Raw genomic sequence first — 22574 nt, forward strand, 5'->3', positions numbered from 1 at the left:
TAGCTCATCGCTATTTTAAACAGTTTCCTGTTTGAATTGACTGGTTTCTCTTCTCTGTTTAATTTTCAAAGACCATGTCGCTGCACTAGACAGCTTGTATATATTATCATTTCTGTGTTCCTTTGTCAACACATTTTTTAAACTTATTTTTCATCAACTAATTGCTGATGTATGTGTTTTCTTGGGAACGAGATATATCATACCACGGTACTTATACTCTATTTTCATTTATAATCCCATTAAAATAAATTTAAATTAGAAATACTCGATTTTCTTCACTTTTTCTCATAATATCTTTTAATGACACGCTAGGAAAAGTATTAGAAACAACACTTATATAAGTGTTATTTCAACTGTATATCTACTCTTTTCTTCTCTATTATATCTAAATTGCTCATTTCAATTAAAATCACCTGAAAAAGATTAAAAATCTTTTTCAATTCTTCAATATCCTTTATAGTTCCACAAACAGAAAAATATAATTCATTTACTTCCTCAGGAAAATTTGTTCCAAAAATGCCTTCATTATCTTTTATCTCTAATTCTATATCTTGTATAGCTTCTATTAAATTCCTTACTTTTTCATTAGATAAAAGTTCTATTATTAAGTCTTCATTATTACCTTTAATAACAAACTCATTATCAAAATCTTCAATTCCTATAATAATATCTTGCATTCCTAATAGTCTTCCTAATCCACTAAATATGCCTTCTCTATATATATTGAAATATAAATTCTTTTTGTTTATAAAAGGAGCCCTTAATCTTGTATATGTTATGGTAGATTTGCCTGTAGATACAGCATAAGTATCTAAAGTAATTGTCCAATAATCAAACTTCTTTATTACTTTAGGCGTACTAAAAAATCCACCTTCTACAAATTGTCCATTTATTTCATCACTTAATTCTTCCCATACTTCATCTAATCCTGGCCCAAATAACCCCATATTTATCCTTCTTTCTATATATCATCTTTACTTATTACAAAAAGCATTTAACTACATTTATATTTCTTTAGTCATCATTGTTATTGTATTAGGTATTTCATAACCATTTCTTGAATAAAATCCTTCTGTCTTATAACCTTTAGCTGTATAAAGGTGAATTGTATTCACATTTCTTTCTTTTAAATATCTTTCTAAATAGCTTAACATTTTGCTTCCAATTCCACTTTTCTGATTATTTACGTCAATAAAAAATTCCTTAATATTATAATGTAATCCTTTATACCATTGTTCGTAATTTCCCATAATAACCCCTACAATTTTATCATCTTTCTTAAAAACCAATCCTTTAAAACTAGGTGCTTTGTATATATCTCGTAATCTTTTATTAGCAGTATTAAAATCCCATTTGTCATTCCACGGTTCTCTATTGAATGCTGATATATATAAATTTGTACACTCATCTAAATAATCATATTCAAAGTCTTCAATAAATTCCATATACCTTCCCCCCATAATTGTGAAATAAATAACGTATTTTTTATTAACATTCTACATCTTATTTCCATATATATCAACTATCACAGTTTTTCATTCTTTATTATTCTGAAAACCATTTTAAATTTTATAATTTCCTATAATATAAAAAAATTAACCCCTATATACTAAATTAATATATAGGGATTAATTTAAAAACAATAACTATATCTTTATAAATTTTAAACACTAATTATACCCTTGGCATTCCCTTTGTTGGTTTATGCATATTTGGATCTACATCCATTGTTATAGGGTTTGCTGTTTTAGGATTTTTACCTTTATTATCATTTTTCTTTTTCTTCTCACCTTTTGTTGGCATAATATCACTCCTCAAATTAGTTATCATATTATAGATTATCCTAAATTAAAGTGATTATACCTTCTTTAATAGCTACACCAAATTTATATTCCTAATAAAAATTTAGCTACAGTAAAGTAAACTATAAGTGAAGTGGCATCTACTATTGTAGTTATTAATGGGCTTGCCATGATTGCTGGGTCTAATTTAAATTTTTTCGCTAGCATAGGAAGAATTGCTCCTACAACTTTAGCTAAAATCACTGTAAAAAATAACGTTATACTAACAGTTAAAGATATATAAAATGAAACTTTCTCAATATAACATATTCTAATAAAGTTTAATAGTGATAAAACGCTTCCTACTATTAAACTTACCCTTAATTCCTTCCATATAACCTTTAATGCATCTTTTCCTTGTATTTCACCTAAAGCAATACTTCTTATTACTAATGTAGCGGATTGGGAACCTGCATTCCCCCCCGTATCCATAAGCATTGGAATAAACGCAGTTAAAAGCACCACTGATTGTAATACATCTTCGAACCTTTTTATAATATTTCCTGTAAAAGTAGCTGATATCATTAATATTGTCAGCCACAAAAGTCTATTTTTAGCTAATTTCCATACTCCTGTATCTAAATATTCTTCCTCTGAGGGTGACATAGCAGCCATTTTCTGAAAGTCTTCTGTAGTCTCTTGTTCCATTACATCCACAATATCATCAATAGTTATAATACCAGTAAGCCTGTCCTCCATATCTACTACTGGTAATGCTATAAGATCATACTTTTTAAATACATTAGCTACTTCTTCTTGATCTTGATGAGTGTTTACATACACTACATCTTTTCTCATAATTTCTCCAACTTTTAAGTTATAGTCACTTAATATAAGGTTTCTTAATGATATTGTCCCTTGTAATTTTCTTTTTTCATCTATAACATAACAAGTATATATAGTTTCCTTATTAACTCCTGTTATCTTTATATGCTCTATGGCCTCATTTACTGTCATATTTTTCTTTAAATCCACATATTCTATAGTCATTAAACTTCCTGCTGAATACTCCGGATAGTTTAAAAATTCATTTATAAGTTTTCTTTCTTCTATATTAGAGTATTTTAAAATTTCCTTTACAACCTTTGCAGGCATTTCCTCTAATAGATCTATCCTATCATCAAAAAAAAGTTCATCTAAAATATATTGAAGTTCTTTACTTGTAATTGAAGATATAATATTTATTTGAGATTCATTGCTTATATAATTGAATACATCTACAGCTAAATCTTTAGGCAACATTCTAAATACTAAAATAGTATCCGAGATCTCAAGTTTTTCTATTAACTCTGCTATATGCACAGGGTTAAAATTTATAATTTTCTCCCTAACTTCTGTAAACTTTTTTTCCTTAATAAGTATTAATATTTCTTCTAATTCCTTTTTCAACTACATCATCTCCTAAGCATCACCATACCTTTACTAGTTATGGCATACATTATTTTGTCAAACAAATTGGGTCCAGACTCTGCATCCATAACTACTCACCTTCTTTCTATATTAATTTAGTGCTAAATTACCTCATATTCGAAAAAATAAAACTTAGATCCCCTTAAGTTGCAAGAAAATCTAAGTTTACCTATTTACCAAAATTGTACCATATTAAAATTAATATATCAACGTATTAATGAGGTTTGCAAATTATTTCCTTAATCTTTGTATCAAAAATAGCATTGGCATAAGCAGGTCTTACTATCAAAGCTGTATCCGCTCCATTCTTCCACCCACCAATAGTTATAATATCCTCTCCATAAGGAATTAATCCGGCATCTAAAGCCATAGTAGAAATCTCCACGCCTACTTTTACACCTTGACCAAGCATTCTAAGACTTTGAGCTATTATTTCTACTGGTGACACTCCTCCAAACTTTTTAGATATTCCTCTTTCTGCCCCTGAAAGCACATGAGTTCCTGAATATATTTTAAATCCATACCCCTCAAGCTCTTTCATTACTTCCTCTTTCATTTCCTGCATACCTGGTTCCTTATGCCCAAAAGCATGAGTAACTACTACTACCTCCATACTACAATCCTTTAAAAGTCTTGCAGTATTTCCCTCATTAGAAGCAACTACTATATGTTTTATTCCTTTTTCCTTTGCGCACTTTATAGCTAATTCAACGGTTTTTTCAGTATTTTCTTTACCTGGATTTTCAAAATACATATATACTCCTCCTTGAAAATTATATTAATTTTTGTAAACAGAGTTCTAAGCTTAAGAGGGAGTTTTTACTCCCTCTTAAGCTTAGAAATCGTTATCCAGAGACGTAGCCGCTCTTTATGTGAGTATTAGAGCGGCTAGTCATCGGATAAATTATATTTTTTATAAATTCTCCAGCTATCTTTCCTAAAATATTATGACTTTCTTTAGATAAATGTACTCCATCTAATTCACTAGCTTTTATTCTTTCTGATGCATCCAAAAGATAGCATTGTCCATTTAATACTTTATTATACTCCTGTGATAATTCTTTGCTTTTTTCTATTCCTCCTGTAAACATCTTGCTTGATTCATCTAAAGGCCCTACATTAGGAGGAATTATTACCAATATTTCTGGTGAATTGTTTTCCACCCCACACTCACTTTTCTTTACCATTTTTACTAATGTGTCCACACCTTTTGCTATATCATAAGACATTAGAGAAAATCTATATTTTAAATCATTGGTTCCTAGCATTATTATAACTAAATCTATAGGTTTATGTGTATGAAGACAAGGCATTAGATAAGTTTTTCCATTTTTGTATTCCCCCTCTATGGGATCACTCCATACAGTAGTTCTTCCATTTAATCCTTCAGCAATTATATCATAATTGTCCCCTAATTCTTTTTGTAAAATTGTAGTCCACCTTATTTCTTTTGGGTATCTACTGCTATTTGCTGGATTATATCCCCAAGTATTTGAATCTCCATAACAAAGTACTGTTCTCATATCATCCTCTCCAATACTAGTTTTTCTTATGTGATTACTATGTTATATAATCAATTCAATTATAGCTATTTACATAAAATTATACAACAAAATAAGGAAGCTATTTTAACTGTCTACCACAAGGGGCACATATCAGAATAGTTTCCTTTATTCATTTATTAATTTTTATTCATTTATTAATTTTTAATCATTCACTAAAAAATCCTTATTCAATTTTTTAAAAAGCTGGTACTATACTTCCCTTATATTTTTCTTCTATAAATTTTTTAACTTCTTGTGAAGTTAAAGCCTTTGATAATGCCTTTATATAATCCTTATCCTTATCCTCTTTTCTTACAGCTAAGATATTAGCATAAGGTGAATCTTTTGATTCAATAACTATAGCATCCTTAGTTGGATTTAACCCTGCTTCTACAGCAAAGTTAGTATTTATAACTGCTGCATCTACATCACCAAGAACTCTTGGAAGTTGTGGTGCATCAAGTTCTGTAATTTTTAATCCCTTTTTGTTTTCAGTTATATCAAGTTTAGTTACAAGTTCTCCAGACTTTAATTTTATAAGACCTGCATTTTCTAATACTCTCAATGCTCTTCCTCCATTAGTTGGATCATTAGGAATTGCAATTTCTGCTCCATTTTTAAGTTCCTTTAAATCTTTAATCTTCTTTGAATATAATCCCATTGGCTCAATATGAACTTTAACTGTATAAGTTAAATCTAAATTCTTTTCCTCAATGCTCTTATTTAAAAACGGAACATGCTGAAAGAAGTTGGCATCTAACTCTTTTTCTGCAAGAGCTGTGTTTGGTATTTGATAATCTGAAAATTCTTTAATTGTTAAAGTATATCCATCTTTTTTAAGTACTTCTGCAGCCTTTTCCAGTATTTCTTTATGTGGTACTGGTGTGGCTCCAACTACTATTTCTTTTTTAGCTTTTTCCACTTCATTTTTTGCCCCTGTGCTCTGAGATTTTTCTCCAGCACAACCTGTTAATCCTACAGTTAATAAAACTGCTGATAATAATAATGATAATTTTTTCATATTAAAGTCCCCCTTAAAATTATTTATTTAAATTTTTATATAAAACATTGCCAAAACTTTGAATTACTTGAACAACTATTATTAATACAATTACAGTGTAAATCATGATATCTGATTTAAATCTATTATATCCATACATTATAGCTACATTTCCAAGGCCACCTGCACCAATAGCACCCGCCATAGCTGAATATCCAATTAAATTTATTATAGTTAAAATTATTCCTCTTGCTATAGAAGGAAAGGCTTCCTTTATCATAACTTTAAATAGTATTTGAGGTGTAGTAGCTCCAAAGGATTTAGCCGCTTCAATAAGTCCTGGGTCAACTTCTTTTAATGCAGATTCTATAACTCTTGCTGCAAAAGGAGCTGCTCCAATGGTTAAAGGTACTATAGCCGCAGTATTTCCTATACTTTTACCTACAATTAATTTTGTTAAAGGAAAAATTGCAATCATAAGTATAATAAATGGGAAAGATCTTAACACGTTTATTATTAAATCAAATACACTATATACAAACTTATTAGGTTTCAGCCCCTTTTCATCAGTTAATATAAGTATAATTGCAAGTATAAAACCTAAAATTACCGCAAATAAGGTAGAATACCCTACCATATAAATCGTTTCTTCTAATCCTTTAATTAAAAGTTCTTTAATCATTTTATATCAGCTCCCAACCTATGGATTTCTCTTCTAAATAATTACATATTTTTTCTCTTTTCTCTTCTTCAACATTTATAATTAAACTTCCTAATACTTCCTGTCTGAAATTTTCTAGTTTTCCCCAAACTATTGAGAAATCCATGTCAAGTTCCCTAGCCATTGATGTTATTATAGAACTTTCACTTACTTCACCTGGAAAGAAAATTTTTATATTAACTCCATGAGAAGGAAGTACTTCATCACCACATAATAATTTTTTAAGTTCCCCCTCTGGTCTTAGGAAAAGCTCCTTAACTAATCCACATGCCTTTATTTTCCCTCCTTCAATCAAGGCAACTTTATTACATATTTCCTTAATAACCTCCATTTGATGAGTTACCATTACCACAGTTATATTTAATTTTTCATTTATCTCTTTTATTAAAGCAAGAATGGATTTTGTAGTCTCTGGATCTAAAGCTGAAGTCGCCTCATCACAAAGAAGAATCTTTGGTTCTAAAGTTAAAGCTCTTGCAATAGCTACTCTTTGCTTTTGTCCTCCACTTAGCTCCCTAGGCATGCTTTTCATTTTATCTTTAAGACCTACTAAATTTAAAAGTTCTGTTACTCTTTCTTTTATATATTTTTTATCCTTTTTCCAGATTTCTAATGGAAGAGCTACATTATCATAAACATTTTTTGTATTAAGTAAATTAAAACTCTGAAAAATCATACCCATATCTTTTCTTAAGTTTCTTATTTCACTTAAATCTAAATCCTTTACTTCCTTTCCCATAACCTTAATACTACCCTCATTGTAGCTTTCCAAGCCATTTAAACATCTTAGCAATGTGGATTTTCCAGCACCACTTCTACCTATAATTCCAAATATCTCTCCTTCATTAATGTTTATACTAACTTTTTCTAGTACTGAAGTTTGTTCAAAATTTTTACTTACATCTTTTACTTCTATCATGCTAAAACCCCCTTAAAATAGACAAAAATAGACCTGAGGATAACTCAGGTCTAACCTTTATTCCTCATCTTTCGGCATACGCCGCAGGAATTAGCACCTTGTATCACTTTAAAATAGTAATACTGGTTGCTGGGCTTCATTGGGCCAGTCCCTCCACCTCTCTTGATAAGTTATATATTAATTTTTTCTTTATATTTAAAATAAATAAAGCCTAAGGATAACCTCAGGCTTATTACCTAATCCATCCTCATCTTTCGGCATATGTGCCGCAGGAATTAGCACCTTGAATTACTTTAATAAATAATTCTGGTTGCTGGGCTTCGTCGGGCCAGTCCCTCCACCTCTCTTGATAAGTCCTAAATATTAAATTATTAATACTTATTATATTGACATTTCTTTTTCTTGTCAATACTTTTGATAAAACTTTTTTGATTTTTTATAATTTTTTCTTTATTAAATCAATAATCATGATAACTATTCATCTTTATCTTCATCACATTCACCACAATTTTTTTCTAATTGTGCTAAAAAACACCCTACGACTTATAGGAATTTATACACAAAATGAAGGACCATTTTCATATTGTTCTGATTCTATACCTAAATATACCTCCAACTCAGAAAAATTATCATTATTATCTTCTTTCATTTAGATTATCTCCCTTAATATTGCTTTAATATATCATATTAAAGCAATATTAAAACTGATTATAGATTTCTGAAATAAAAATGTACTTGTATTAAATACTAAGTACATTTTTAATATCTGTCTTACTTATAGTTTTATTCTTCATTGTCATACCTTTCTAGATACCATTTTTTATTACTAATAATTTTCCTTATAGCATATATAAAATAATCTATTTCCTGATAGGTGTTGTATAGTCCAAAACTTACTCTTACCATTCCAGGTCTTCTTCCACCCTGTTTTGCTATTTTGACGCTTTCTTCAAAAGGAACATTCAAAAGTTTTTGTATATATGGCTGAGCACAGAAACAACCACTTCTTACTCCAATACCAAATTCACTAGATAATATTTTTGAAAGAGTTTCATGATATATTCCATCAATATTAAAAGGAATTATAGATACACTATTGTTGCAGGTAGAGCAAAATAATTTTACATCTTTAATATTTTTAAGATAATATAAGGCATAGTTAATTAGTTTTTTTTCATATTTTTCAACATTGTCCATATCCAAATTTTTCAGAGTTCTTATTGCAGACGATAATGCTACAACTCCAAGTAGATTAGGAGTACCTGCTTCATCTTTTTCAGGAGTATCATGCCATTTTATAAATTCATGAGTTACTACATCCACTGTTCCTCCACCCTGATAATCAGGATCAATTGAATTTAATTCTTCCTTTGGCCCTATAAGCACTCCTATTCCAAATGGGGCATACATTTTATGAGCAGAGAAAGCTAGATAATCTATATGCTCCAATGGATCCTGTCTTTTTATATCTACGGGGGCATGTGGAACAAGTTGAGCTCCATCAACCAATATTTTTGCACCATATCCATGAACAATTTTAGCTATTTCATATATTGGATTTTTATATCCTGTAACATTAGATGCTCCAGTTATTGTTACAAGCTTTACTTTATCCTTATACATTTTTAGTTTATCTTCTAAATCATCTATTAATAACTTTCCACGGCTATCTACCTTAACATACTCTATATTAAATTTTCTCCATGGAAGATCATTGGAATGGTGTTCCATTTCTGTAGATATAATAATACCATCTTTATATTTTTCATATAGCATATTGGAAAGTTTATTTATAGCCTCCGTAGTATTCTTTACAAATATAACCGTATCTTTATTTAAATCTGCATGAACAAGATTTGCTACCCATTTCCTCCCATTTTCATAAGCTTTTGTGGAAAGCTGTGACTTGTATCCCCTACCTCTGTGTATGGATGAGTAATATGGTAAAAATGTCTCTAAATCTTCCACAAGGCTCTTAAAAGGTGGAGTGGTGGCAGCATTATCAAAATTAACATATCTTACATATCTACCATTTGCTAAAGGTACTAATGTGTTAGTACCAACTATTAAGTTCCTATAATTTATCATAGTTACCACTCCTAAATTTACTCTTTATATATAATATGAAAAAGCATAAAAAGTAACCAATTATTAAAATTATATTTTTATAATTTTAAAGTTTATATTTTCTTCATATAAGTTTATAATATATATGTAAAATAAGGATTTGAGGTGATATTATGTTAAACTTTAACTATTCCATACCTACTGAAATTTATTTTGGTAAAGACCAAATTAAAAAATTATCTTCTTGTGTAAAAAAATTTGGTAATACTGTACTTTTAGCCTATGGCGGAGGAAGTATTAAAAAAAATGGTATCTATGATGAAATTATTAACATATTTAATTCACAGAACATAAAATATGTAGAATTAAGCGGAATAGAACCAAACCCAAGAGTAACCAGTGTTATAAAAGGCGTTAACCTTTGTAAAGAACATAATGTAGATTTAATTTTAGCTGTTGGTGGAGGTAGTGTTATAGACTGCTGTAAAGCTATTGCTGGCGGAGTTTTTTATGAAGGAAATCCTTGGGACTTTTGTCTACGTAAAGCTGTAATAAAAAAAGCTGTTCCTATTGGAACTATACTAACTTTATCTGCTACAGGATCTGAGATGAATGGAAATGCTGTTATCACTAATTGGGATACTCAAGAAAAACTCTCTTTTGGTAGCCCTTATGTTAAACCTAAGTTTTCTATACTAGATCCAACCTATACAATGACTTTACCCGAAAAACAAACTGCCGCTGGTACTGCTGATATAATGAGCCATGTATTTGAACAATATTTTTCAAATACTGAAGAAACTTATATAACAGACAGAATTTCTGAAGGAATTTTAAAAACTTGTATACATTATGCTCCAATTGTCATTAAAGAACCTGAAAATTATGATGCCCGCGCAAATTTAATGTGGTCTTCTTCTTTAGCATTAAATGAGCTTATATCCTATGGTAAAGTAACAGACTGGGCAACTCATGCTATGGAACATGAATTAAGCGCTATATTTGATATAACACATGGTGTTGGACTTGCTATTCTTACCCCTCACTGGATGGAATATGTACTTAGCCAAAGCAATGTTAATAAATTTGTAGACTATGCAAGATATGTTTGGGAAATACCAGAAATAGAAGATAAAATGTCTATGGCTAAATCTGCTATAGAAAAAACTAAAGAATTTTTCATATCTTTGGGAATTCCTTCTACTTTAAAAGAAGTGGGCATAACCGAAGATAAACTTGAAGAAATGGCAGAGAAAGCTGTAAAAAGAGGCGCTATAGGAAACTTTAAAAAGTTAGAAAAAGAAGATGTATTAAATATATTTAAAGCTTCATTTTAAGAAAAAGGTCACTGTGTAACCATTATTCTGGTTGCATAGCGACCTCCATTTCTTACTCTATTATTAGTTCTTTTTCTTCCATAGTGCTTTTTATCTACTCCCTAAAAATCAAATCAATTTTTCTGAAACAAATCTACTACTTAACTTTTTTAAAAGTATATAGTCTATAATAAACACTGCGGTACCTATAGATATTAGTATGATATTAGTTAGTAAAAATAATCCTGTTGCTTGACCTACTATCAGTAAAATTACTGGAACAACAATAAATCCACTAACTTGCTGTGCTTCTTGAAAACTTTTAGATTTTGCAGAAACAAGCACTGTAAAAGTAAGTCCTAATAAAGTTATCCCAGGCACAAGATAAAATATTAATATTAACCATTTTAAATTTGGAAAAATTAATTTGCTAAAATATAAAAACCCCCCTATATTTATTACAATTCCAAAAGCTAAAAATGATATAACACTTACTATATATGAAGGAATAAAAACTCCTAAAAGCTTAGCTCTAAAAAGCTCTTCCATAGTAATAGGTGTATATAGTAGAGTTTCCAAAGTCTTATGCTCCTTCTCACCTACAAAACTACTAGCACCAATTATGCTTGAAGCCATTATAGGTATTAGAAGAAATAAGGAAGGAAACATATAGTCTACCCCTACTGTAATTATCAATTGCTGTAAGCTTAACTTGCTATATTCCATAGGTAGTTTCTTTATTAAAGTATCCATTCCATTTATCATTTTCCCTCCCTGATATGAAAAATGTGTCCCTATAATCATTATTGTAGGTATTACTATGACAAATATCAAAGGAACAATGATCATTGGTATATAAATTTCTTTAGAAGCAGTTATCTCCTTTATATCTTTGTATATTACTGCTTTCTCTTTGCTATTCAATTTTATCACCTCTCACATAACTAAAATATAGTTCCTCTAAACTACATCTTTTACTTTTTGCTTCAAATATCTGTCCACCCTGAGTTAAAATATTATATAAAATTTCTGAAATTTCTTCCTCTGAATTTATTTCTTTTCTATAACTGTCTTCATTTAATTTGCTAAATCCCAAACTTTCTGATATATGTTTTCCTCTAACTACTAGGTGCTTTTTACTATTTTTACTTTCAGCTAATTCTTGAAAACTACCGAATCCTAATATTTTTCCCTTATTTATAAATCCATATTCTGTACATATATCTTCTGCATATTTAAGTTGATGAGTACACATAAATACAGTTGTTCCATTTTCATAAGCCATATTTCTAATTAATTCTGTAACATTTTTTCCACTTTCCGGATCTAATCCTGATGTTGGTTCATCTAGAAACAACACTTTTGGATTATGAATTAAAGCTATAGCAAGGCTTATTCTCTTTTTCATTCCTGTACTATACTCCTTTACTTTTTTATCTTTATGATCATATAATTGCAAACTTTTCAATAGATAATCTATTCTTTCCTTTAATTCTGTAGGATTAATTTCATGAAGTTTTCCAAAGAAAAATAAGTTCTCCTTTCCAGTGATATTTTCATAACATGCCGCTGTTTCTGTCATAACTCCACATATTTTATGAATATCTATAGTATGATTTACTATATCTTTACCTAGTATTTCAGCTTTTCCTGCAGTAGGTGTTAGTACTCCGTTTAACATTCTTACAGTAGTTGTCTTCCCCGAACCATTGGGACCTAAAAATCCAATTATTGCTCCCTTCTCTATAGAAAAACTTATATTATCTACTACTTTATTTATACCATCATAAGATTTACTTAAATTCTCCACTATAATTGCTTTCATTTTACCACCCCTTGTTAATTAAACTAGACTTTTGGTAAAAAGTTCATTATAAAGTAAAAAAGATCTTATCCATTTTCAAGAACAAGATCTTATAATGTTTTTATATCACTATATGTATTTACCAATAACATCTTTTAAAGTTTTAACTACCAAAACAGGATTTTGTCCTATAGATACTTCTCCCGCTAACATAAAACCATCAACTTTATTTTGTATAAAGTTATATATATCATTTATTTCTGAAGCTGTTGGTATGGCATTTCTCCTCATGGAATCTAAAACATAAGTTCCTATTATAAAATCCTTTTTACTTTTTTTCATAATGCTTAATAGATCTTTTTGTATTTTGGGAAGTTCTAAAATATCTACTTCTGCTACTAAATCTCCTCTGCCTAACATTATTCCGTTACTTTCTCTAAGTATTTCTTTAAAATTTTCTATACCTTCCTTGCTTTCTATCTTAGCCCAAATTTTGGGTATATTAAAATCTTTGTGTTTTTTTAGTCCTTTAATATAATTCTTTAACTCCATTATGTTTTCTGGATAACATGCATAAGATAAACATATTATATCAACCCCATTTTCTATTCCCCACATAATATCATTTTTATCTTTTACAGTGAGTCCCATATTTCGTCTATCCATACCTGGTGCATTGACTCCCTTTTCAGCTCTTAAAATTCCTCCTCTTACTACGGAAGTTTTAATTATATCCTTTTCCCTATCTAATATTTTAAATTTCATAGTGGCATCCTTCATCAAGATAGAGTTTGCAGAACTTAGTAAAGAAAAATCTCCTTCAAAACTTAAAGGAACCAATATGTAATCCCTTTGATAACTTTTGCTATATATTTTATATATTTCTTCACTGCAAAAATACACCCTATCCCTTGGCAAAACTTTTATTTCTTTTCTAAACAAATTACTAATTCTTATTTTATTTCCCTGCAAATCTTGCATTATAGATATATCTTTATGATTGTTTTTTATATAATTTATTAAAGATTTAGAAAGCTCATAATCTATATGCGAAAAATTAAATCTTACTACATTCATGCCATTTTCTATAAGTTCTTTTAAAATTTCAGTATTATTAATATTTGGTCCAACTGTACATAGTATTTTCATATTGTTCCACATCCCCATTTAATATATTATTTGCAAATAACCTAATTTTTCCTTTATATTAAATACCTTAATTATATATAATTAATATTTATATAACAACAATTTTTATGTTAGGCACATTAAAATAAATAACAAGTCAATTATCGACGAATATTTTGTATCAGACAAGGAAGCAGGTTCCACTGCTAGTATAGCTATCAGTGGGTTCTGATGACGCAGTATGATGCAAAATAGACTAGCATACTGAGTTATTTATTTTTTAAATGTGCCTTAAGTTGTTATTTTTTCCTTCATTTTATATTTATATAAATTAGTAATTACAACCTTTAAAATAGAATATATAGGTATTACAGCAAAAGCCGCTATAGGGCCTCCTAACGCTACTGCTCCTATTACTAGAAATATATCTGTCAGTGGATGAATTTTCATTGTATGCCCCATAATAGCGGGCACAACTACTCTTCCTTTTAATGTTTGCACTACTATAAATGTAACTCCTAGCTTTATCATCATATTTAATCCCATACTAAAAGCTATTATCCAAGGAATAATCATAGAAATAAAAAAACCTATAAATGGTATAAAAGCTAGTATAAAAGTAATAGATGCTAATAATAATGCATTAGGCATTTTAATTATTTTATATCCTATAAATATCATAGTAGATAAAGATAATGCAACCTTACTTTGACCAATTACATAGTGAGACAAAACTTCATCACTTTGAATTAATATTTTATTTAGTACATCCCTATACTTTTCAGGACATAGTTTTAATGCTCCTTCTTTAAAATTCTTTCCATCTTTAAAGAAGAAAAAAATAGTTACCAATAGTAATAATATTTTTGAAAATATGTCCATAACAAAATTTATTCCTTTAAAAATATTTCTTGCTAAATCCTGGATATAGTTATTTACAGTTCTTGTTAATGTCCTATAAATATCATTTATATTTATGTATTTACCAATTTCATTTAATGCTCCATTTATATAAGACTTATTCTCCATTATTGCTGCAAATTCCTTAATCAAACCATTTATTTGGTAGAGTAGGTATCTTCCAAAATAAGAAAATACTCCAGATAGAATAAAAATGCTTATAATTAAAGTTAATATAGCAGACACACTAGGTTTTAACCCTTTCCTTAAAAACACATCATTCAATGGCCTCATTATATAATAAAAAAATGTTGATATTATTAATGGTAATAAAAAAGATTTAAAAATTATTTTTATAAGTTTTTGTATAAAATATACCCTACTAAAAAGAATCAACGCTAAAAAAGATAAATTAATGATTATTAAACTTTTAATTACTTTATTATAAGATATAATTACCAACTCCTTTATATCCTATTCAATCATTTGTATTTTAAGCATTATCTAGCTAATTATTCATAAACAGAGTTCTTGGTTTCAGAGAAAATTTTTCATTGCTGCTGAAACCTATTAACAGACTTCTTAGAAGTAGTTATCCTTTAGGGGAAATTGTTATCCATTGAAATATCTGCTCTTTTCTTCAACTTTGAAGATGATGGGAGTATTACATCAGATGAAAATTAAAGGAGCTTTTGTTTTATAAAAGCTCCTAAATTATATCTTTATTATCTTGTTATGTATATTATCCATTGTTTTGGTTACTCCCATTTGTTTTTTGACTTGCTTGACTCTGTTCTACCGCGGCTATAGTAACAATTATGCTTCCTACAGATGTAATTAAATTTCCTAATATATTCAATTCATCTAATGTTTTATCTTCAGATATAGCTATTGCAATTATAGTAGCTAACATAGAAAGCTCAATGGAATCACAACTTAAGTCTGCCATTATATCACCTCTTTTAATCTATTATATTAAAAAGAAGTCTACTTTGTTCTTGTTAATTAATGAAAGTAATCTGATCATAACTTTTATCAAATACAAAAATCCCTATTAATTCTTAACATAAAAAAGGAGCCTGCGGCTCCTTTACTTACATTCCTTAATAACAAACTTTATTCTTGCTCCTTCTTCCTCTCTATTTTCTACACTAATCCATCCATTATGTTTTTGTACTAAACTTTTTACTATATACATTCCAAGTCCTGAATGTCCTTTTTCTTTAGACCTAGAAACATCGCCCCTGTAAAATTTTTGAAATACATAAGGCAAATCTTTTTCTGAAAAACCTATTCCTTCATCTTCTACAGTAAATTCCATAATAGTATTATTTATTTTAGTATGCATATATACATTTTTTCCGTCCTTAGTATATCTTAAAGCATTGGATATTATATTATCTAAAATTTGTTCCAATCTTTGAGGGTCTACTAAAACTTCCTCTCTTGACTCTCTTTTATCTTCAACGTTTAATATAAACTCTATATTCTTTTGTTTTGCTAAAATCATATAATCTTCATATTTATTTTCTAAGAACTCAACTATATCTATACTTACTGGATTTAACATAAAATCTTGTCTCTCTATTTCTGAGGCTATATTCATATCACCAATTAATCTTCCCATTCGTTCAGTATTATATTTTATAGTCTGTAGATATTTTTCTAGCCTTTGAGGATTGTTTATACCACCTTCAAGAAGAACTTCTACATGTCCTTGGATTACTGTAATTGGAGTTTTTAAATCATGGGCTATTGCTTTTATTATTTCTTTTCTCTCCTCCTCCATTTTCCATTGACTATAAAGAGATTCTCTTAAAGCACTTTTCATATCTTCAAATGAAGATGTAAGCTTACCTAATTCATTATTGCTTTTATAACTAATATTAAAATCCAAATCTTTTTCCTTTATCTTATTAGACGCTTCTATTATTTCATTAATTGGAACCTGTATATTCTTAATAAGTTTTCTTGTGAAAATGGCAGTAAAAAAAATTATAAATATAAATGGTGAAAATAACAAAAAAATCTCCATGAATGCTACTAATGTTTTGTTCTTATCATCAATTACATTTGTTTTAATAGAATATTTAATTACTGCTACTCCCTTTAAATTCCCTTTGTCATCTGATATAGGTATATTTTTTTTAACCGTAGCACCAAAAATACGTTTTGTATTATAATGCTCAATTTTATTAATTGAATTTAATAATTCCTTTTTTCCTTTAACAGGTTTCTCTTCTAAAGTTCCATATAAAATATTTCCTTCAATATCTAAAATTTGATATTGTATACCTTCCCTTGGTATTATTTTTTCTAGTTCTAATTTATTTTTTTTATCTAATAAATTTTCACCTTTATTATTTATGAATTCCTCAATTTTTGGTAATTTTTGCTCATAATAATTATCAAACCTTACAATAGGTTTTTCTCCCATATACATAACAAATACATATGATACTAATGCAACTACAGTTCCTATAATACTTAAAAAAATAATTAATATAAAAGTACTAATTACTTGTGTTTTTAAAGATGCTTTCTTAAACATACAACCTTCTCCCATTTATAACCTACTCCCCACACAGTAGATATGTGGTTGAGATTTTGATTTACAGCTATAAACTTTGCCCTTATTTTTTTTATATGTTCTGCAACTGTACTTGAATCTCCTTCTGCATCATATCCCCAAACCTTTTCATATATCTGTTCTTTAGAAAACACTTGTCCAGGATGGAGAGCAAGCAATTCCACAATTTCAAATTCCTTTGCAGTAAGTAAAATTTGCTTATCTTCATAATAAATTTCGTAACCATTAAGATCCAATGTAAGTTTACCAAAATTTATTTTAGACTTATTATTTATGGATACTCTTCTTTCTCTTCTAATATGAGCTTCAACCCTTGCCTTCAATTCCTTTATACTAAAAGGTTTTACTATATAATCATCTCCCCCTACTCCTAAGCCCTTAATCCTGTCACTTTCAGCTTGCCTTGCACTTAGAAATATTATCGGACAAGATACTTGATCTCTTATTTTTTTACACACATGAAAACCATCAAAATCTGGCATCATTATATCAAGCAAAATAAGATCCGGTTCTTTTTTAGAAGCTTCCATAGCCTCCGCTCCATTACTAGCCGTAAAAACTTCATACCCTTCATCTTCAAAATAATCCTTAATAAAGGTTACTATATCCTCTTCATCATCTACTATTAATATTTTTTCCCTCATAATTTTATCCCCCGCAAATTTGTATCATAGTTATTATAACATAATTTACAAATTGCTTAAGCTACACACTTTAAAAAGATTGCGACGCAACTTTTTATATTATGCTTTCAAATCTTTCTTATTAAAAATAAAAACACTTAATATAAATCCTACAATTAAGCATGTTAAAACAGGAATATAAAACTTTGTTCTCTCCCCTAAGCTTAAAAGTCTTATTATCTTATTAAAAGGAAAAATAAAAACTTCTAAGCTATCATTTGCATACATACCACCAGCTAAAGTACATAAAAGAAGTATAAAAGATGAAACAACTTTAGGTATAATAGAAGAAATTACTGCTGCTAATGCTAAGATTGCATTACTTATAAGATACATAAGAGCTACTGCCTTGAAATTATATATTAAAGCATTTCCTGCATTATAAAGCTTTGGACTAGTATAAAAAGTTGTTGTACTTACTTTAGGAAATAATATGTATCCAAAGATTGTAGAAGCAATAAAAAACACTATAAAAATAGCACCAGTAAATAAACTTTGAACTATTAATTTTGAAATCCATAATTGAGTTCTAGTGTAAGGTCTTATGAGTATTAATCTATATGCGCCACTTTCATATTCTCCACTTAAACTGTCTATGAAAAGTACTGGAAGTACTATCATAAAAAGAACTAATATTAAATCCTTCATACTAAATACAGGAAAATTCAAAGAATTTATCTTAGTGGATATATCTGGTGTGTAAAACCCTATACCTGATCCCAAAAATGGAGTTTTGTCCCAAACTAATGTAAATACAAAACTTGCTATCAACACCAATACACATATTTTATTTTTCTTTCTCTTTCTCATTCTTAAAAATTCACTTATAATTAACTCCTTCATTTTCATACCCTCCATTATATAAAGTGATCTTCTCTACAAAATGTGTTACAAGATAGGACTCCAAAAATCACTATGTGCAATATTAAAACCATAATTATCCAAGATGAATATATAAAATCTTCACTCAAAAGAAGACATATACCTTCATGTTGAATTTTAACAATAGTCAGTAACCATAGTCTTATTGTTAACTCTTTTCCAATTAAATTTGTAAAATAAATAATTGTTGATGAAAAAATTCCTCCTGCTATAATGGTTGATATACTCACCCCTGCAACTCCTGTTACAGTCTTACACTTAACTGCAAAAAAAGTAAACATAGATAGTATTGCTATAGTGGTAACAAATCCTACAGCATAATATTTAGCTGAATATATAAGAGCTTCTGAAATTCCTACAGGATTTTTATGATAAAAAAGCATTACCTTATCTAATTTAGGAGCTGCGAAATATCCCACTACTGTACTCATAATAAAAAACGTTATAAAAAATATCCCTAATGTGGTTACAATAGAAGCTATCTTAGAAAAAAATATTTCTTTAAAAGAATACCCTCTAATCATAACCAATCTTATTTCACCATTTCTATACTCCTCAGTAATAGAAGTACACACAAATAATATAGTTAATATATTAAATAAAGTTATTAATACTTCCTGAAACATCATAAAAGGATAGTTACCAAAAGACACAAATTCTGGGCTTTGGATTATATGCTTATAATTATTATTTAAATAATATTTTGATGCTCCTGCTATTGCAAGAGGAATAAGAATAAAGCATATCCAAGTTAATTTTCTTTTCCATATCCTTTCAAATTCACTTTTAAAAAGCTCCATTATGCTGATGCCTCCTGGCCTTTTAATATTTTTATAAATATATCTTCAATATTTCCTTTGTCTATTGAAAGTAACTCTTCAGAAGTTCCTTTAAATTTTAAAACTCCTTCATTTATAATTACAAAGCTAGTACAAATCTTTTGAAGTTCATCTAACAAATGACTAGATACTAAAAATGTTATATTATATTCCCTATTTAGTTTAAGAATAATTTCTCTTAAATCCTTCATTCCAATAGGATCAAGACCATTAGCTGGTTCATCTAAAATAATTATTTCAGGATTTCCTAAAAGGGCTTGAGCAATACCAAGCCTTTGCTTCATTCCAAGTGAATAAGTAGATACTTTGTCTTGGCATCTTTTATCTAAATCTACAATTTTTAGAACTTCTTCAACCCTACTCTCTCTTTCTTTCTTGGGAATATTAGGATGTAATCTTACAAGATTATTCAATATTTCCTTTCCAGTCATATAATTAAAAAATATAGGAGCTTCAACTATTGCTCCAATATTCATAAGAGCTTCTTTTCTATTTTTAGTAACATCTATTCCATTAATTAAAATTTCTCCTTCATTTGGTTTTATAAGTCCTGTTAACAGTCTAATCATAGTAGTTTTTCCCGCACCATTTGGACCTATAAATCCACATATTTGCCCTTCATTAATTTCAAATGACATATTATCAATAATGGTTCTTCTTTTTATTTTTTTACTTACATCTTTAACTTTCATTATATTTTTCATTTAAAATCACTCCCAAAACTTACTTTAATCTCATTATAAAAGGCAATTTTAAAGATTTTATAAAGGAAATTAATATATAAAATTTTATAAAGTCTATTGACCATTACTTAAGGTCATAGTTTAAAATAATATTTAAATATGACTAAGCTAAGGAGGGTTATAAATGTTTAAAGAAGTAAGAAGAAAAGATAGAAGTTTAGAAGAAAAAGCTACCTTAGAATTACTCAAAGCCAGCGAATATGGTATCTTATCTATGGTTGGAGCAAATGGTTATGGATATGGTATTCCACTAAACTATACATTAATTGATAATTGTATATATTTTCATTGTGCCATTGAGGGATTTAAATTAGATAATATAAACAAAAACAATAAAGTTTCTTTTTGTGTAGTTGGTCAAACTCAGCTTCTTCCTGAAAAATTTAGTACAAAATACGAAAGTGCTTTAGCCTTTGGAAAAGCATATGAAGTCTTTGATGAAGAAAAAGAACTAGCTCTTAAGTCTATAATAGAAAAGTATTCTCCATAATTTTCCAAAGAGGGCATTGAATATATAAAGAAATCCGCTCATAGAACAAAAGTAATAAAAATTGAAATTGAAAATATTAGTGGGAAAACAAGAAAATAAAGATATAAGAAGTGGTTAGATATGATTACCTAACCACTTCTTACAAAGTTTTGTACTTTTAATTAATTATATCTTAAATTTTTTCATAATTTCATGAAATGCTTGAAGTAATTTATCTTAAGATTTTATCCAATTCCACCAAAGAATATCCCTAATATATAAACTGTAATTGTAAGTCCACAAAATACATATCTTGTCATTGGCTCAAACCAAGTTCCTAATTCCTTTTTACAGCCTAATTGCACTTGCTCTCTTGCAAACTTTGCTCCGCAAACCCAATAAAACATAATTGCAGCTAAAAGTGCTCCTAAAGGAATAACATAAATAGATATTACATCCATCCAAACACCAAGCTTATTTGCGTCTTCAAGTGCTATTCCAGCAATTGCTCCAAACAATGCAATAGTAATAACTGAAGTTTTTCTAGAAAGCTTAAATCTAGCTTGTAATGTCTCTATTGGAGTTTCAAATAAATTCATCAAAGATGTAACTCCAGCAAATAAAACAGCTATAAAGAAAATAATTGAAAATAATTGTCCCATAGGCATTTGCTTAAATACACTTGGCATTGTTATGAACATAAGTGGAGGTCCTGCTGCTGGATCCATTCCAAAAGCAAATACTGATGGTATAATTACAAGTGCAGCTAGCATTGCTGCAATTGTATCAAAAACAGCCACATACTTGGCACTTTCTACAACATCTTCAGATTTCTTTAGGTAACTTCCATATACTACAGTTCCTGAACCTGCTAATGAAAGAGAGAAAAATGCTTGCCCTAATGCATATACCCAAGTTTTAGGATTAACCAAAAACTCCCATCTAGGAATAAATAAATATCTATACCCTTTCATGGCACCTGGTAGTACAGCTACACGAATGGCAAGTATCAAAAATAATACGAAAAAGGCAGGCATCATAACTTTATTAACTTTTTCTATTCCATTAGAAACACCTGCAACCATAACGATAAATGTTAAAGCTAATCCTAGCATATGCCAATTAAGACTTCCCATTTTTCCAGCTATTGCCCCAAAATATGCGCCGCTATCTGAAGCATTTATCATTGATCCGGTAATAGCCCCTGCAGTAAATTTAAGAATCCATCCTACAACTACTGAATACCCTATAGCAATCCCTAATGAACCTATTACTGGAATAAGTCCAATAATGTCTCCATGTTTCTTTCCTCTTCTTTCTAATGCCTTTTTAAAAGCTCCAAGTGGTCCTGTTCCCATGGCACGTCCAAAAGACATTTCCCCAATAACTCCTGTAAATCCAAGAAGTATAACAAATATAAAATATGGTACTAGAAATGCAGCTCCTCCAAGCTGACCTACTCGATAAGGAAACATCCAAATATTACCCATACCTACTGCTGAACCAATACACGCCAAAATAAATCCGAATTTTGAACTAAAGGCATCCCTGCTAATGTCAGTACTCATGTCAATATTATTTTTTTCATGATTGTTATCTCCCATAACATCACTCCTTTTGGTGGTATAATTATAATATTTTAATAGAAAGTTATTGATTTTCTATTAAATATCAATTCCTTTTTATGAATTTATAGATTAAATATTTATTTTTATAAA

General features: G+C 28.9%; 23 protein-coding genes and 2 riboswitches. Of the genes, 2 read left to right on the top strand and 21 right to left on the bottom strand.

Annotated features, from left to right (window positions below):
* Nucleotides 1-344: 344 nt before the first annotated feature.
* The 10 genes from T514_RS0114680 to T514_RS0114735 form a co-directional block, all read right to left on the bottom strand.
* Complete coding sequence (locus T514_RS0114680; protein ID WP_027625475.1) at nucleotides 345-947, bottom strand: hypothetical protein; 603 nt, start codon at nucleotides 945-947, stop codon at nucleotides 345-347.
* Between the two features lie 57 nt (nucleotides 948-1004).
* Nucleotides 1005-1445, bottom strand: a complete 441-nt coding sequence (locus T514_RS0114685) for a GNAT family N-acetyltransferase (protein WP_027625476.1) — start codon at nucleotides 1443-1445, stop codon at nucleotides 1005-1007.
* Between the two features lie 229 nt (nucleotides 1446-1674).
* The gene (locus T514_RS27570) at nucleotides 1675-1803 is read right to left on the bottom strand and encodes a hypothetical protein (RefSeq protein ID WP_278246527.1); all 129 of its coding nucleotides are present in this window, start codon (nucleotides 1801-1803) and stop codon (nucleotides 1675-1677) included.
* Nucleotides 1804-1886: 83 nt separating this feature from the next.
* On the bottom strand, nucleotides 1887-3230 hold the full coding sequence (gene mgtE / locus T514_RS0114695; RefSeq protein ID WP_027625477.1) for a magnesium transporter: 1344 nt from the start codon (nucleotides 3228-3230) through the stop codon (nucleotides 1887-1889).
* A gap of 235 nt (nucleotides 3231-3465) precedes the next feature.
* Nucleotides 3466-4005 carry a pyruvate kinase alpha/beta domain-containing protein gene (locus T514_RS0114705; protein ID WP_027625478.1) on the bottom strand — a complete coding sequence of 180 codons (540 nt, stop codon included), beginning with the start codon at nucleotides 4003-4005 and terminating at the stop codon, nucleotides 3466-3468.
* A gap of 91 nt (nucleotides 4006-4096) precedes the next feature.
* A complete protein-coding gene (locus T514_RS24635) occupies nucleotides 4097-4774 on the bottom strand; it encodes an SGNH/GDSL hydrolase family protein (protein WP_051542056.1) in 678 nt (225 codons plus the stop codon).
* 217 nt (nucleotides 4775-4991) lie between these two features.
* Nucleotides 4992-5816, bottom strand: coding sequence for a MetQ/NlpA family ABC transporter substrate-binding protein (locus T514_RS0114715; protein ID WP_027625479.1), 825 nt, complete (start codon nucleotides 5814-5816; stop codon nucleotides 4992-4994).
* A gap of 19 nt (nucleotides 5817-5835) precedes the next feature.
* Nucleotides 5836-6477, bottom strand: a complete 642-nt coding sequence (locus T514_RS0114720; RefSeq protein WP_027625480.1) for a methionine ABC transporter permease — start codon at nucleotides 6475-6477, stop codon at nucleotides 5836-5838.
* A 1-nt stretch (nucleotide 6478) separates the two neighbouring features.
* Nucleotides 6479-7435, bottom strand: coding sequence for a methionine ABC transporter ATP-binding protein (locus tag T514_RS0114725; protein ID WP_027625481.1), 957 nt, complete (start codon nucleotides 7433-7435; stop codon nucleotides 6479-6481).
* Between the two features lie 61 nt (nucleotides 7436-7496).
* Nucleotides 7497-7607: riboswitch (SAM riboswitch) on the bottom strand.
* A gap of 72 nt (nucleotides 7608-7679) precedes the next feature.
* A riboswitch (SAM riboswitch) is annotated at nucleotides 7680-7791 on the bottom strand.
* Between the two features lie 427 nt (nucleotides 7792-8218).
* Nucleotides 8219-9523: an aminotransferase class V-fold PLP-dependent enzyme gene (locus T514_RS0114735; protein WP_027625482.1), complete on the bottom strand. Its 1305-nt coding sequence runs from the start codon at nucleotides 9521-9523 to the stop codon at nucleotides 8219-8221.
* A 152-nt stretch (nucleotides 9524-9675) separates the two neighbouring features.
* Here T514_RS0114735 and T514_RS0114740 point away from each other — a divergent pair, with 152 nt between their 5' ends.
* Complete coding sequence (locus T514_RS0114740; RefSeq protein WP_027625483.1) at nucleotides 9676-10839, top strand: iron-containing alcohol dehydrogenase; 1164 nt, start codon at nucleotides 9676-9678, stop codon at nucleotides 10837-10839.
* Nucleotides 10840-10947: 108 nt separating this feature from the next.
* Here the strand turns inward: T514_RS0114740 and T514_RS0114745 are convergent, their stop codons facing one another.
* The 10 genes from T514_RS0114745 to T514_RS0114790 form a co-directional block, all read right to left on the bottom strand.
* Nucleotides 10948-11742 (bottom strand): ABC transporter permease subunit, encoded by a 795-nt coding sequence (locus tag T514_RS0114745; RefSeq protein ID WP_027625484.1) that lies wholly within the window; start codon nucleotides 11740-11742, stop codon nucleotides 10948-10950.
* Nucleotides 11735-12643 (bottom strand): ABC transporter ATP-binding protein, encoded by a 909-nt coding sequence (locus T514_RS0114750; protein ID WP_027625485.1) that lies wholly within the window; start codon nucleotides 12641-12643, stop codon nucleotides 11735-11737. Before T514_RS0114750 ends, T514_RS0114745 begins: the two co-directional genes overlap by 8 nt.
* A 108-nt stretch (nucleotides 12644-12751) precedes the next feature.
* Nucleotides 12752-13771 carry a pyruvate kinase gene (locus T514_RS0114755; protein WP_027625486.1) on the bottom strand — a complete coding sequence of 340 codons (1020 nt, stop codon included), beginning with the start codon at nucleotides 13769-13771 and terminating at the stop codon, nucleotides 12752-12754.
* Between the two features lie 270 nt (nucleotides 13772-14041).
* Complete coding sequence (locus T514_RS0114760; RefSeq protein WP_242850608.1) at nucleotides 14042-15112, bottom strand: AI-2E family transporter; 1071 nt, start codon at nucleotides 15110-15112, stop codon at nucleotides 14042-14044.
* A gap of 280 nt (nucleotides 15113-15392) precedes the next feature.
* Nucleotides 15393-15599 carry a hypothetical protein gene (locus tag T514_RS0114765; RefSeq protein WP_027625488.1) on the bottom strand — a complete coding sequence of 69 codons (207 nt, stop codon included), beginning with the start codon at nucleotides 15597-15599 and terminating at the stop codon, nucleotides 15393-15395.
* Nucleotides 15600-15740: 141 nt separating this feature from the next.
* Nucleotides 15741-17201, bottom strand: coding sequence for a sensor histidine kinase (locus T514_RS0114770; RefSeq protein ID WP_027625489.1), 1461 nt, complete (start codon nucleotides 17199-17201; stop codon nucleotides 15741-15743).
* Nucleotides 17180-17884 carry a response regulator transcription factor gene (locus tag T514_RS0114775; protein ID WP_027625490.1) on the bottom strand — a complete coding sequence of 235 codons (705 nt, stop codon included), beginning with the start codon at nucleotides 17882-17884 and terminating at the stop codon, nucleotides 17180-17182. The genes T514_RS0114770 and T514_RS0114775 overlap by 22 nt, the downstream gene beginning before the upstream one ends.
* A gap of 99 nt (nucleotides 17885-17983) precedes the next feature.
* A complete protein-coding gene (locus tag T514_RS0114780; RefSeq protein ID WP_027625491.1) occupies nucleotides 17984-18766 on the bottom strand; it encodes an ABC transporter permease in 783 nt (260 codons plus the stop codon).
* Between the two features lie 14 nt (nucleotides 18767-18780).
* Complete coding sequence (locus T514_RS0114785) at nucleotides 18781-19605, bottom strand: ABC transporter permease (protein WP_027625492.1); 825 nt, start codon at nucleotides 19603-19605, stop codon at nucleotides 18781-18783.
* Nucleotides 19605-20348: an ABC transporter ATP-binding protein gene (locus T514_RS0114790; RefSeq protein ID WP_027625493.1), complete on the bottom strand. Its 744-nt coding sequence runs from the start codon at nucleotides 20346-20348 to the stop codon at nucleotides 19605-19607. The genes T514_RS0114785 and T514_RS0114790 overlap by 1 nt, the downstream gene beginning before the upstream one ends.
* Nucleotides 20349-20511: 163 nt before the next feature.
* Here T514_RS0114790 and T514_RS24640 point away from each other — a divergent pair, with 163 nt between their 5' ends.
* Nucleotides 20512-20877 (top strand): pyridoxamine 5'-phosphate oxidase family protein, encoded by a 366-nt coding sequence (locus T514_RS24640; protein ID WP_423219361.1) that lies wholly within the window; start codon nucleotides 20512-20514, stop codon nucleotides 20875-20877.
* A 224-nt stretch (nucleotides 20878-21101) separates the two neighbouring features.
* Here the strand turns inward: T514_RS24640 and T514_RS0114800 are convergent, their stop codons facing one another.
* Nucleotides 21102-22460 carry a sodium-dependent transporter gene (locus T514_RS0114800; protein WP_242850609.1) on the bottom strand — a complete coding sequence of 453 codons (1359 nt, stop codon included), beginning with the start codon at nucleotides 22458-22460 and terminating at the stop codon, nucleotides 21102-21104.
* Nucleotides 22461-22574 lie beyond the last annotated feature (114 nt).

The sequence above is a fragment of the Clostridium lundense DSM 17049 genome (assembly GCF_000619945.1).
GTDB lineage: Bacteria > Bacillota > Clostridia > Clostridiales > Clostridiaceae > Clostridium_AO > Clostridium_AO lundense.